The sequence below is a fragment of the Mycobacterium neumannii genome, from assembly GCF_002245615.1.
Classification (GTDB): Bacteria; Actinomycetota; Actinomycetes; order Mycobacteriales; family Mycobacteriaceae; genus Mycobacterium; species Mycobacterium neumannii_A.
In genome coordinates, this window is sequence record NZ_NKCO01000022.1 from 39630 (window position 1) to 54616 (window position 14987).

Annotated in this window: 1 protein-coding gene (only partly in view); it reads left to right on the forward strand. The window is 64.7% G+C overall.

Annotation, left to right across the window (positions count from 1 at the left end):
- A protein-coding gene (locus CEX88_RS20935; protein WP_094294949.1) for a non-ribosomal peptide synthetase crosses the window boundary here: on the forward strand, nucleotides 1–14980 show its 3' portion. Its footprint begins 5114 nt before the window's first position; only the last 14980 of its 20094 coding nucleotides appear in the window; its start codon lies off the left edge, out of view; its stop codon occupies nucleotides 14978–14980.
- Nucleotides 14981–14987 lie beyond the last annotated feature (7 nt).

A 14987-nucleotide genomic window follows, 5' to 3' on the forward strand; every position in this document is an offset into this window, starting at 1 on the left:
GCGCGGCAAGCGAGATGTCGCGTCGTTCCGGGTGCCAGATCCGACCACGCGAGCCGTCGGCGACTTGGCGCGCGCTCACCACACCACGGTCAGCACGGTGTTGCAAGGCGCATTCGCGCAGTTGCTGAGTTCATTGACCGGTCAGCACGATGTCGCCTTCGGGACAGCGGTTTCGGGGCGTCCGGACGAAGTGGTCGGCGCGGACTCGATGGTGGGTCTGTTGATCAACACGGTCCCGGTGCGGGCGACGATCACGCCGGCCACCAACACAGCAGATTTGCTCGAACAATTGCAGAACGCTCACAACCGCACCCTGGAACACCAGCACCTCGCGCTCAACGAGATACATCGGCTCACCGGGCACGACCAGTTGTTCGACACCTTGTTCGTCTACGAGAACTACCCGGTCGACACCGCTGCGCTGGAAGCGGACCACGAGTTGGCCATCCCGGATTTCGCGAGTCGCGAATACAACCACTATCCGCTGACGGTGCAAGCGATTCCGGGTGACGAGCTGGGCCTTCGCGTCGAGTACGACACCGACGTGTTCGACGCTCAGGACATCCACGTCCTCATCGACCGGCTCGAACGGCTCTTGGTGACGATGACGGCCGATCCCAAACGGCCGCTCTCGTCGGTGGACTTGCTCGCTTCCGGTGAGTACGCCCGCCTCGACGAGATCGGTAACCGGGCTGTCTTGACCAAACCGGTAGGCCGGGGATCGTCCATCCTCGACGTTTTCTCAGCGCGCGCGGGGGAGACGCCAAACGCGGTCGCGTTGGTGTGCGGTGACCGATCGTTGACCTATCGAGAACTCGAGCTCGCGGCCAACCGGTTGGCGCACCTGCTTGCCGACCGGGGGGCGGGTCCGGGACAGTACGTCGCGCTCTTGTTCAACCGGTCCGCTGAGGCGGTCGTCGCGATCCTGGCGGTGCTCAAGACCGGCGCGGCGTATCTGCCGATCGATCCGACATTGCCGTCGGCCCGCATCGATTTCATCGTTGGAGATGCGGCACCGTTGGCCGCCGTCACCACCGCCGACTTGGCTGATCGGCTGGAAGACCACGATTTACTGGTAGTGGACTTCAACGATCCGGCCGTCGCCCATCAGCCCAGCACTGCGCCCCCTCCACCGGCGCCTGACGATGTCGCATACGTGATTTACACGTCCGGCACCACCGGCAATCCCAAGGGTGTGGCAGTCACCCACCGCAACGTCACCCAATTGCTGGCGTCTCCGGACGTGGGCCTACCGCCCGTTGGAGTGTGGGCGCAATGCCACACCCTGGCCTTCGACGTCTCGGTGTGGGAGATCTTCGGTGCTCTTCTGCGCGGAGGGCGCCTGGTTGTGCTACCCGAAGACGTAACGCGAGCTCCGGAGAGCTTCCAAGACGTGCTGACGACGGAGAAGGTCGACGTGCTTACGGAGACTCCGTCTGCTGTCAGTGTGCTCTCTCCTGAAACGCTGGAATCAGTCGCGCTGGTGGCTGTCGGCGAGGCTTGTCCACCCGAGGTCGTGGATCGGTGGGCTCCGAACCGGCTGATGATCAACGCATACGGCCCGACCGAGACAACGATGTGTGTCGCGATCAGTGCACCGCTGACGCCTGGGACGGAAGCGGTGCCGATCGGCTCACCGGTGGCCGGGGCTGCACTATTCGTTTTGGACAACTGGTTGCGTCCGGTGCCGCAAGGCGTGGTCGGTGAACTGTATGTGGCAGGCGCTGGCCTGGCTAGTGGGTATGTGCGACGCCTGGGGCTGACTGCATCGCGATTTGTGGCGTGCCCGTTCGGAGCACCGGGCACACGGATGTACCGGACCGGCGATCTGGTGTATTGGCGCCCCGACGGGCAACTGGTTTACCTGGGGCGCGCGGATGAGCAGGTCAAGATCCGCGGTTACCGCATCGAACTCGGTGAGGTGCAGGCGGCATTAGCTGCACTCGATGGCGTCGAGCAGGCTGCGGTGGTCGCCCGCAAGGACCGTCCGGGCGACAAGCGCCTGGTGGGCTATGTGACCGGCACCGCCGATCCGACCGCCATCCGTACAGCTCTGATCGACCGGTTGCCGGCCTACATGGTGCCCGCAGCGGTCGTCGTGCTGGACGCCCTGCCGCTGACGGTCAACGGCAAACTCGACACCCGCGCCTTGCCGGCGCCCGAATACAGCGACTCCAACCGTTACCGCGCCCCAGCCACCCTCACCGAAGAGATCTTGACCGGCATTTATGCCCAAGTCCTCGGTGTGGATCACGTGGGAGTCGACGACTCGTTCTTCGATCTCGGTGGCGATTCGCTGTCGGCGATGCGCCTGATCGGTGCTCTCAATACCAGCCTGGATGCCAGTTTGTCGGTGCGCACATTGTTCGAGGCGCCCACGATTGCTCAACTGGCGCCGCGCATCGGCGTCGAGCAAACGGGGTCAGAACCGCTGACGGCAGTCGAGCGACCCGCTATGGTCCCATTGTCATTCGCCCAGAATCGGCTGTGGTTCCTGGATCAGTTGCAGGGTCCGTCACCGGTCTACAACTTGGCGGTGGGGCTCAGGCTGGGCGGACGCCTTGACGCAGAAGCACTGCGGGAGGCGCTGACAGATCTCGTAGGTCGTCACGAATCGCTGCGCACGGTTTTTCCCGCGGCGGACGGGATACCTCAGCAGTCTGTGGTTCCAATTGAGCGCGCCGATTTCGGATGGCAGATCGTCGATGCCGTCGGCTGGTCGGCGGAGCGGCTGGACGAGAGCATCGCCGCGGTAGTGCGTGCCCCGTTTGACCTCACCACTGATATTCCGTTGCGGGCGAGGCTCTTTCGCATCGACGAGGATGAGCACGTGCTCGTGGCGGTGGTGCATCATATCGCCGCCGACGGCTCGTCGGTCACGCCGATGGTAAGTGATCTGTCGGTGGCGTACGCCGATCGGTGTGCGGGCCGGGCCCCTGCGTGGAAGCCGTTGGCGGTGCAGTATGTCGACTACACACTGTGGCAGCGAACGCAACTGGGTGATATCGATGACCCGGAGAGTCGCATCGCCACTCAGGTCGATCACTGGGTGGACGCTTTGGCGGGGATGCCCGAGCGGCTCGAGTTGCCCACCGATCGACCCTATCCTCCGGTGGCCGATTACCGCGGTGCCCGAGTGAGGATCGAATGGCCGGCGCAGCTGCAGCAGCAGGTTGCTTCGGTGGCTCGCGAGCACAGCGCGACCAGTTTCATGGTGATGCAGGCGGCGTTGGCCGTCCTCCTGTCGAAGGTCAGCGCGAGTTCTGATGTGGCCGTAGGGTTCCCGATCGCCGGCCGCCGAGACCCGGCTCTTGACGGCTTGATCGGCTTTTTCGTCAACACCTTGGTACTGCGGGTGGACCTTGCCGGCGATCCGAGCGTGGCTGAGTTGCTCGACCAGGTGCGGACGAGGAGCCTCGTGGCGTTCGAGCACCAGGATGTGCCCTTTGAGGTGCTGGTGGATCGACTCAAGCCGACCCGCTCCCTGACTCACCACCCGCTGGTACAGGTCATGTTGGCATGGCAGAACGACAGTGCGGAAACCGAGTTGCGGTTGGGTGATCTGGATGTCACGCCGCTGGAGACGGACACTCAAGCAGCTCGGGTCGACATGACCTTCTCGCTGGCCGAACAGTGGGACAAAGCCGGTGAGGCCATGGGGATCTCCGGCGTAGTGGAGTTCCGTACCGACGTATTCGATGCGGCCAGCATCGAGGTGCTCATCGAGCGGTTCGAGCGCGTGTTGGTGGCAATGACCACCGACCCCACCTGTGCTCTGTCGTCGGTTGATGTGCTCGGCCGCGCTGAGCAAGCGTGGTTAGACGGGGTCGGCAACAGGCCGGTGTTGACCGCGCCGGAGACGGCGTCTGTGTCAATACCGGTTCTGTTTGACGCGCAGGTTGCACGTAGCCCGGAAGCGTTGGCTCTCAGCTGCGAGCACCGGTCGATGACTTACCGGGAACTCGACGAGGCAGCGAACCGGTTGGCACACGTGTTGGTCGGCCGAGGGGCGGGACCCGGTAAATGTGTTGCTTTGTTGTTGTCGCGGTCGGCCGAGGCGGTCGTCGCAATGTTGGCGGTTCTGAAATCCGGGGCGGCGTATCTGGCTATCGATCCGGGCATGCCGGAGGCGCGGATCAGGTTCATGATGGAAGACGCGGCGCCTCTGGCCGTGATCATCAACGCCGAATCTGCCGATCTCCTCTTGGGATTGGACGTGCCTGTCATCGATCTGAATGATCCTGTGATCGGCACGTACCCTTGCGATGGCTTGCCGGCTCCGGCGCCCGAGGACGTCGCCTACGTTATTTACACCTCGGGTACGACGGGGGTGCCCAAGGGCGTCGCCGTCGGGCATCGCAACGTGTCCCGCTTGCTGGAGTCCCTCGACGCCGGAATGGAACTCGCGAACCAGGTGTGGTCGCAGACTCATTCGTTGGCGTTCGACTTCTCGGTCTGGGAGATCTTCGGTGCGCTGCTGCGTGGCGGGCGCCTGGTGGTGGTGCCCGATGCGGTGGTCCGCTCACCAGAAGATCTCCACGCTCTGCTGGTCGCTGAGCGAGTCAGTGTGTTGAGCCAGACTCCTTCGGCCTTCTATGCGCTACAAGCCGCTGATGCATTAGCGCCCTCTACGGGGGATCAACTACAGCTTCAGACAGTCGTGTTCGGTGGAGAAGCGCTGGAGCCTCAGAGGCTTCGGGCCTGGCTTGATGATCACCCGCAATCACCTCGGCTGATCAACATGTACGGCATCACAGAAACGACGGTGCATGCCTCCTTCAGGGAAATCGTCGCGAACGACGTCGATGGCGCGATCAGCCCGATTGGGGAGCCGTTGGCGCACCTGGGCTTCTTCGTGCTCGACGGTTGGTTGAATCCCGTGCCGCCGGGGGTGGCCGGCGAGTTGTATGTAGCGGGCGCCGGGCTGGCGTACGGGTATGTGGGCCGCGCGTCGTTGAGCGGAACGCGCTTCGTGGCGTGCCCGTTTGGCGGACTAGGTACGCGGATGTATCGGACCGGGGACCTGGTGCGGTGGGGGGGCGATGGGCAGCTGCAATACGTGGGGCGTGCCGATGAGCAGGTCAAGATCCGGGGGTACCGGATCGAGCTCGGTGAGGTCCAAGCCGCGTTGGTCGGCTGTGATGGGGTGGACCAGGGGGTGGTCATCGCCCGTGAAGACCATCCCGGAGACAAGCGCCTCGTCGGATACATCACTGGGACCGCAGATTCAGCCCAGGTCCGCGCCGCCCTCGGCGAGCGGCTGCCTGCCTACATGGTTCCGGCGGCGGTGGTGGTGCTTGACGCGCTGCCGTTGACACCCAACGGCAAGCTCGACAAGCGGGCCCTGCCTGCACCCGAGTATTCCGAGGCAGATCGCTACCGCGCCCCCTCGAGCCCGACCGAAGAGATCATGGTCATTGCTTTTGCCAGCGTGCTCGGTTTGCCGAGAGTCGGAGTCGATGACTCGTTCTTTGAACTCGGCGGCGATTCGTTGTCAGCGATGCGGGTGATTGCTGCGGTCAACAAATCCTTGGGTGCTGGTCTCGCGGTGCGTGATTTGTTCGAGGCCCCCACCGTCGCACTGTTGGCGTCCCGTGTTGCCGGCGGTTCCGCCGGGTTGGAGCCGGTGTCGGCCGTCCAGCGACCGGCGGTGATTCCGTTGTCGTTCGCGCAGAATCGGTTGTGGTTCATCGACCAATTGCAAGGCCCCTCACCGGTTTACAACATGGTGGTCGCGTTGCGGCTATCTGGGTCCTTGGATGTCGAATCGCTGCGGCTGGCGCTGAACGACGTGGTGGGCCGGCATGAGTCGCTTCGCACGTTGTTTCCGACCGTTGACGGCATACCCCGGCAGGTGGTCGTGCCGCCCCAACAGGCGCAGGTGGGTTGGCAGCTTATCGATGCGGTTGGGTGGCTTGACAGCCGGTTGGGCGACGCCATCGACTCCGTGGTGCGTCAACCGTTTGACCTGAAGGCTGAAATTCCCTTGCGAGCAACGCTTTTCCGTCTCGCCGACGATGAGTATGTCATGGTGGGCGTGCTACACCATATCGCCGCTGACGGTTGGTCGATCACGCCGTTGGTGACTGACCTCGGGGTGGCGTACAACTCCCGGTGCGCGGGTCAGGCGCCCGCCTGGGCAGATCTGCCGGTGCAGTATGTCGATTACACACTGTGGCAGCGGGCGCAGTTCGGCGATCTCGAGGATCCTGACAGCCCGATCGGCGCGCAGCTGGCCTACTGGGAAGAGGCTTTGGCAGGGATTCCTGAGCGGGTCGATCTTCCTACGGACCGGCCCTACCCGCCGGTGGCGGATTACCGCGGGGCCAGCGTGTCCGTGCACTGGCCGGCTGAGGTACAGCAACGGGTCAGCGCGGTTGCTCGTGAACACAACGCCACCAGTTTCATGGTGGTGCAGGCTGCGTTGGCGGTGTTGTTGGGCAAGCTCAGCGCGAGTTCTGATGTGGCCGTCGGGTTCCCGATCGCTGGACGGCGGGATCCGGCGCTCGAGAGCCTGGTTGGTTTCTTCGTCAACACGCTGGTGTTGCGGGTTGATCTGGCGGGGGACCCCACGGTGGGCGAACTGCTGGGGCAGGTACGGCAGTGTGGCCTGGCTGGATTTGAGCATCAGGACGTGCCGTTCGAGGTTTTGGTCGATCGGCTCAATCCGAACCGGTCCCGCGCTCATGAGCCGTTGGTCCAGGTGTTGTTGGCCTGGCAGAACTTCGCTGGGCCACATCGCGGCCGTGGCACGGATCTGGCGTTGGGGAATGTGAAGGTCACCCCGCTGCCGGCCGAGACTCACACCGCGCGTATGGATTTGACGTTCTCGCTGTCGGAGCACTGGAGCGAGGACGGTCAGCCGGCCGGGATCAATGGGGCGGTTGAGTTCCGGACCGACGTGTTCGACGCCGCCAGCATCGACGCTCTCATCGAGCGATTTGAGCGGGTCCTGTTGGCGATGACCGACGATCCGGCTCGCCGACTGTCATCGCTCGATGTTCTCGATTCGGCGGAACACGCTCAACTTGACGCGCTCGGTCATCGGGCGGTCCTGAGTGCACCGTCACCGCCGGCAGTGTCGATCCCGGTGTTGTTCGGCGCGCAGGTGGCGCGTCATCCAGAGGCGTTGGCGTTGACCTTCGAGGGCCGCTCGTGGACGTATCTGGACCTCGATGAGGCCGCCAACCGCTTAGCGCATCTGTTGGTGGCTCACGGTGCTGGACCCGGTGAGCGGGTGGCGCTGCTGGTGAACCGGTCAGTTGATGCGGTTGTTGCGGTGTTGGCGGTGCTCAAGACGGGGGCGGCCTACGTGCCGATCGACCCGGCCCATCCTGATACGCGCATCGCGGTCATCCTCGCCGACGCAGCGCCGGTCTCGATGGTCACCACGACCGACCTGCGCCCGCGGCTGGACGCGGGTGCGGTGCCAGTCGTCGAGGTCGACGACCCTCGCATCAACACCTACCCCAGCACCGGTCTGCCGGTACCGACCGCGGACGACTTCGCCTACATCATCTACACCTCAGGAACCACCGGGGTGCCCAAGGGCGTTGCAGTCACTCACCGCACCGTGACTCAGCTGTTCGAGTCGCTGGATACCGACCTGAAGCTGACGGATCAGGTTTGGTCGCAATGGCATTCGTTGGCGTTCGATGTCTCGGTGTGGGAGATCTTCGGGGCGCTGTTGCACGGTGGACGCTTGGTGGTTGTGCCGGAGTCGGTAGCAGGTTCGCCGGATGACTTGCACGCCTTGCTGATTGCCGAACGAGTCAGTGTCTTGAATCAGACTCCATCGGCGGTGGCGGTGCTGTCGCCCGACGGTCTGGAGTCGGTTGCACTGGTGGTGGCCGGTGAGGCGTGCCCGCCCGAGGTGGTGGATCGCTGGGCGCCCGGCCGGTTGATGATCAACGGCTACGGGCCAACCGAAACGTGGTACACGTCTTTCAGCGCACCGTTACGCGCGGGTTCGGGGACGGTGCCCATTGGCATCCCGGTGCCCGGCGCTGCTTTCTTCGTTCTCGATGCGTGGTTGCGCCCAGTTCCCGTGGGGGTGGTCGGCGAGTTGTACGTAGCCGGGCGCGGTCTGGCGTGCGGTTACGTGGGCAGGGGTTCGTTGACGGGGTCGCGATTCGTCGCGTGTCCGTTCTCCGGCGCCGGGGAGCGGATGTATCGCACCGGAGATCTGGTGTCGTGGGCACCCGATGGGCAACTGCGGTATGTCGGCCGCGCCGATGAGCAGGTCAAGATTCGCGGCTATCGCATCGAGATCGGCGACATCCAGGCCGCATTGGCCGACTGCGATGGGGTCGAACATGCGGCGGTCATCACCCGCGAGGACCGCCCTGGTGACAAACGGCTGGTTGGCTATATCACCGGGGGCGCTGAACCGGCACAAATCCGCTCGGTGCTGGCCGAGCACTTGCCGGACTACATGGTGCCGGTCGCGGTGGTGGTGCTTGACGCGCTGCCATTGACGGTCAACGGCAAACTCGACCGACGCGCCCTGCCCCCACCCGATTACACCGATCTCGATCGGTATCGCGCCCCGTCCACGCCGAACGAGGAGATCCTGGCCGCCATCTACGCCCAGGTGTTGGGGTTGGAGCGGGTCGGTGTGGATGACTCGTTCTTCGAGTTGGGCGGGGACTCGTTGTCGGCGATGCGGGTGATCGCCGCTGTCAACAAGTCTTTGAACGCAGGTCTCTCGGTGCGTGCTTTGTTTGAGGCGCCCACGGTGGCGGGGTTGGCGCCACGAATCGGGGCTGACGAGGGGTTGGCGCCGCTGGTGCCCGTGGAGCGTCCGGCGGTGGTGCCGTTGTCGTTTGCCCAGAACCGGTTATGGTTCCTGGACCAGTTGCAGGGGCCCTCTGCGGTCTACAACTTGGCAGTCGCGTTGCGGTTGGACGGACGCTTGAGTGCAGAAGCGTTGGGCGCCGCCCTGATTGATGTGGTGGACCGCCACGAGAGTTTGCGCACGCTGTTCCCCGCCCCGGACGGGGTTCCCCAGCAGTCGGTGATGCCGGTAGAGCGGGCCGAAGTCGGCTGGCAGGTCGTTGATGCCACCGGATGGCCGGCAAGCCAGCTGGAGGAGGCTGTCGGGGCGGTGGCGCGTCGCCCGTTTGATCTAGCCGCTGAGATTCCGTTGCGGGCAACGCTTTTCCGGCTTGCCGAGGATGCGCATGTGTTGGTGGCGGTGGTGCATCATATCGCCGCTGACGGCTGGTCGATCGCTCCGTTGGTGGGTGATTTGAGTGCGGCGTATGCCGCCCGATGCGCGGGTGAAGCCCCGGGCTGGGCACCGCTACCGGTGCAGTATGTCGATTACTCCCTGTGGCAGCGCGCCCAACTCGGTGAGTTGACCGATCGGGATAGCCCGATCGCTGCGCAGTTGACGTACTGGCAAGAGGAATTGGCCGGTATGCCTGAGCGGGTGCAGTTGCCCACGGATCGGCCTTATCCGCCGGTGGCCGATTATCGCGGCGACAAGGTGGCGGTGCAGTGGCCGGCGCAGGTGCAGCAGGGTGTTTCGCGGTTGGCCGGTGAGCACGGCGCGACCAGTTTCATGGTGATGCAGGCGGCTTTGGCGGTGTTGTTGGCCAAGCTGAGCGCGAGTTCTGATGTGGCGGTGGGTTTCCCGATCGCTGGGCGGCGTGATCGGGCGCTTGATGAGTTGGTGGGCTTTTTCGTCAACACGTTGGTGTTGCGCGTCGAGATGACCGCCGACGCGACGGTCGCTGAGGTGTTGGAGCAGGTGCGTGCGCGCAGCCTGGCCGCGTTCGAGCATCAGGATGTGCCGTTCGAGGTGCTGGTAGAGCGGCTCAACCCGGTCCGCGCGCTCAATCATCACCCGTTGGTGCAGGTGTCGTTGGCTTGGCAGAACAATGCTGCCGGTGATCTGCGCCTCGGTGATGCGGAGGTCACCCCGATGTCTGCCGACACCCACACCGCCCGCATGGACCTGACGTTCTCTTTGGGTGAGCAGTGGACCGAGGCCGGTGAGCCCGGCGGTATCAGCGGACACGTCGAGTTCCGTACCGATGTGTTCGATGCGGCCAGCGTCGAGGCGTTCGTTGAGCGGTTGCAACGGATATTGGCGGCAATGACGGCTGACCCGTCACGGCGGTTGTCGTCGATCGATGTGCTCGATCGGGACGAGCACGCCCGGTTGGAAAGCTGGGGGAATCGCTCGGTGCTGGCGGCCCCGGGACCGTCGGCGGTGTCAATTCCTGACTTGTTCGCTGCTCAGGTCGACCGTACGCCGGAGGCGGTGGCATTGACCTGCCAGGGCCGTTCGTGGACGTATCGCGAACTCGATGAGGCTTCGAATCGCTGGGCACACCTGCTGGCCAGTCGCGGGGTGAGGCAAGGACAGCGGGTGGCGTTGTTGGTGGAGCGCTCGGCCGAGGCGGCCGTGGCGATGCTGGGGATGCTCAAGTGCGGAGCGGCTTACGTGCCGATCGACCCGGCGCACCCGGACGCGCGGATCGAGTTCGTGCTCGACGACGCCGCCCCGGTCGCCGCGCTCACTACCGCCGAGCTGGCTCACAGATTGGCCAGCCGTCAGCTCGTGGTGATCCGTCTCGACGACCCCGCCGTCGATAGCCAGCCCAGCACCGCAGTTACAGCGGATGAGCCGGCGCCGGACGATGTCGCGTACCTGATCTACACCTCGGGCACCACCGGTGTACCAAAGGGTGTGGTCACCACTCATCACAACGTCACCCAGCTGCTGCTGCAGTTGGGCCGCTACCTGCCGGTGACCGGGGTGTGGACGCAGTGTCATTCCTATGGGTTCGACACTTCGGTGTGGGAGACGTGGGGTCCGCTGCTGAACGGCGGCAAGGTGGTGGTGGTGCCCGACACGGTGACCCGCTCGGCGGAGGACCTGCACTCGGTGCTTGTCGCCGAACAGGTCAATGTGCTGACCCAGACACCATCGGCGGCGGGGATGCTCGCAGTCGAGGGGTTGGAGTCCACGGCGTTGGTGGTCGCCGGTGAGGCGTGTCCGCCGGAGTTGGTGGATCGGTGGGCGCCGGGGCGGGTGATGATCAACGCTTTCGGGCCGACCGAGACGACGATGGTAGTGATGCTCAGCGCGCCGCTGAGGGCGGGGCAGGGGGCGCCGCCGATCGGTGCGCCGGTACCGGGGGCGGCGTTGTTCGTGCTCGATGGCTGGTTGCGAGAGGTGCCGGTCGGGGTCGTCGGTGAGTTGTATGTGGCTGGCGAGGGTCTGGCGTGCGGGTACCTCGGCCGGGCTGCGTTGACCGCATCGCGGTTTGTGGCGTGTCCGTACGGGAATCCGGGGGTACGCATGTATCGCACCGGGGATCTGGTGTCCTGGGGCCCGGATGGACAGTTGCGATATGTGGGCCGTGTCGATGAGCAGGTCAAGATCCGCGGGTATCGCATCGAGCTTGGCGAAGTCCAAGCGGTGCTGGCCGGATGTGGCGGAGTAGATCAGGCGGTGGTGATCGCCCGTGAGGATCGTCCCGGCGGCAAGCGTCTGGTGGGCTATGTAACCGAGTCGGCGGGCGGGGTGGTGAATCCGAACGATGTCCGAGCGACCTTGGCCGAGCAGTTGCCGCGTTATATGGTGCCGGCCGCCGTCGTCGTTCTCGACGCGTTTCCGTTGACAGTCAACGGGAAGCTCGACACCCGCGCGCTGCCGGCGCCTGAATACACCGAAGCCGATCGCTATCGCGCGCCGGAGAGCGCAGTCGAAGAAGTTCTGGCCGGGATCTACGCCCAGGTGTTGGGATTGGAACGGGTCGGGGTCGATGACTCGTTCTTCGAACTCGGCGGGGACAGCATCTTGTCGATGCAGGTCGTGGCCCGCGCTCGGGCGGCGGGTCTGCTGTGCCGCCCACGGGACGTGTTCGCTGAGCAGACGGTGGCACGCCTGGCCCGCGCGGCCCGGGTCATCGAGGGTGAGACCGCGGGGGCCCTCGATGCGGGTGTCGGTCCGGTGGTGGCAACCCCGATCATGCGATGGCTGCAGGGCATGGATGGTCCTGTCGATGAGTTCAACCAAACCATGGTGGTGCAAGCCCCCGTCGGACTCGGCGAGGCTGACGTGGTGGCGGTCTTGCAGGCCCTCCTGGATCGACACGCGATGTTGCGGCTGCGGGTCGACGACGATGGTGCAGGTGGCTGGGCGCTCACGGTTCCCGAGCCTGCGGCAGTGGATGCGCGAGACCACCTGAAAACCGCGGACGAATTGTCCGAGTCGGCGTTGGTGTCGGCACGGTCGCAGTTGAACCCGGCGGCCGGGCAGATGCTCAGTGCGCTGTGGGTCGCCCGTACCGGTCAGTTGGTGCTGATCATTCATCATCTGGCAGTTGACGGGGTGTCGTGGCGAATCTTGTTGGAAGACCTCAACATTGCCTGGGCCCAGCACCGCGCAGGGCAGCCGATCATCCTTCCGGAGGGTGGGACATCATTTGCCCGGTGGTCGGCGCTGCTGGCCGAGCTTGCCCGTGCGCCTGAGGTGGTTGCTCAAACCGACGCGTGGCGGCAAGTGACCGCGACCCCCGCCGCGCTGCCGACGGTGCAACCGGCGCTGGATACCTACGCGTCCGCCGGACGCTTGTCGGTGTCACTCGATGTCGAGACCACCAAGATGCTGTTGGGTGAGGTCCCGGCGGCCTTCCGTGCCGGAATCCAGGACATCTTGTTGATCGCGTTCGGGCTGGCGGCAGCGGAGTTCTCCCGTCCCGGTAATGCAACGGTCGTCATCGACGTGGAGAGCCATGGCCGCGCTGAGGAACTCTCGGCCGATGTGGACCTGTCACGCACCGTTGGCTGGTTCACGGCGCTTTACCCGGTCGCATTGGCCGTGGACGAGTTGGACTGGGACGACGTCATCGCCGGTGAGGCGGCGTTGGGGGGAATGGTCAAGGGCGCCAAAGAGCAGCTGCGTGCCCTACCCGACGGTGTGACCTATGGTCTGCTTCGCCATCTAAACCCGGACGTCAATCTGACCGGGTCAGACCCGGTGCTCGGGTTCAATTACCTGGGCCGGTTGGGTGCGTCGGCCGGCGACACCTCAGACGATATGTGGCAGATCGATCCCGAGGGATTGGCGTCGACTGGCGCGGTTGGGGCGATACCTCTGCCCTTGGCGCACACCGTGGAGCTCAACGCCGCCACCGCCGACACGGATGCCGGGCCCCAATTACACGCGGACTGGACGTGGGCCCCGTCGGCGCTGGACGCCGGTCAGGTCGGCAGACTTAGCAGGTTGTGGTTTGAGGCGCTAGCGGGCATTTGCGCGCATGTGCGCGCTGGCGGCGGCGGACTGACACCGTCCGACATCGCGCCTGCTCGGCTGAACCAGCCCGAGCTCGACGAGCTGTGCCAGCGCTATGCGGTCGCCGACGTCTTGCCGTTGACTCCGCTGCAGCAGGGGTTGCTCTTCCACGCCAGTGCTGCGCAGCGTGACGGCGACGATGTGTATGCGGTGCAACTGGATATCACCATCACCGGGCCGCTGGAGTCGCTGCGATTGCGTGACGCGGTGCAAACCGTGGTCGCCCGCCATCCCAACGTGGTAGCCCGCTTTTTCGCCCGGTCCGGCGAGCCGGTCCAGGTGATCTCCGCTGACCCGACGGTCCCGTGGCGCTATGTCGATCTAAGCGAGGGTGCGGTCGACGTCGGTGAGCAGATCCAGCGCTTATGCGCTGCGGAGCGCGCCGCCGTCTGCGACTTGGCGGATCAGCCGCCCTTCCGGATGGCATTGATCCGCACCGCCGCAGAAAGCCACCGGTTGGTGCTGACCAATCACCACATAGTGCTCGACGGTTGGTCGATGCCGATTCTGCTGCACGAAATCATTGCCATCTACTACGGTCAGCGACTGCCAGAACCCACGCCGTACCGCAGATTCATCACCTGGCTGGCCGAGCGAGACTTGCAGGCCGCGCGCGCGGCGTGGACTCAGGCGTTGGCCGGTTTTGACACCCCAACACTGGTGGCTCCCCCGGACCGGTTGGGGGTAGGGCCGCGCACAATCGCAGAGTTCCGGGTGCCGGAACAAACTACGAAAGCCCTTGGCGAGCTGGCCCGCTCACACCACACCACCCTCAGCACCGTGCTGCAGGCTGCGTGGGCCCTGCTCTTGAGCTCCGTGACAGGCAATCAGGACGTCGCGTTGGGCGCCGTGGTTTCCGGGCGGCCCGCCGAGTTGACGGGCGCGGAGACGATGGCGGGACTTCTGATCAATACGGTGCCGGTGCGCGCGCATCTCACGCCGGCTACCACTACCACCGACTTGCTAAAGCAGCTGCAGCGAACCCATAACAACACCTTTGAGCATCAGCACCTCGGGCTGTCGGATATTCATCGCCTCGCGGGCCACGAGAAGTTGTTCGACACGGTCTTCGTGTACGAGAACTACCCCATGGACAGCGCGACGTTGTCGAGCGGCCATGACTTCGCCATCACGGAGTTGAGGGCCCGTGACTACTACCATTACCCCCTTGCGGTGCAGGCTCAACCAGGGCGCGAATTGGGGCTTCACGTCCAATTCCGCACTGACATCTTCGACTTGGCCAGCATCGATGCGATGATCGAGCGGTTGCAAGGGATATTGCTGGCGATGATCGCCGATCCGGCACGGCGCCTCTCGTCGATTGACCTGATCCGTGCGGGTGAGCGCGACCGCCGCGGCCACGCTCAGCCGATGTCTACTGGTACATCGACACCGGAATACTCCGACGCCCTAGCAAACGACTCGCTGCCGACCAACCCGGTCGAGCGGCTTCTGTCGGACGTTTTCGCGGAAGTGCTGGGTGCGGACCGCGTGGGCATCGACGAGTCATTCTTCGACATGGGCGGAGATTCGCTTTCCGCGATGCGGCTGATCGCGGGCATCAACGCAGCCCTTAGCATTCAGTTGCCGGTTACCAGCCTGTTCAATGCTCCATCGGTAAGAAGCCTGCGAAAGCAGCTTGCGGATATGTCCGGCACACCGGAATAGATGGTCA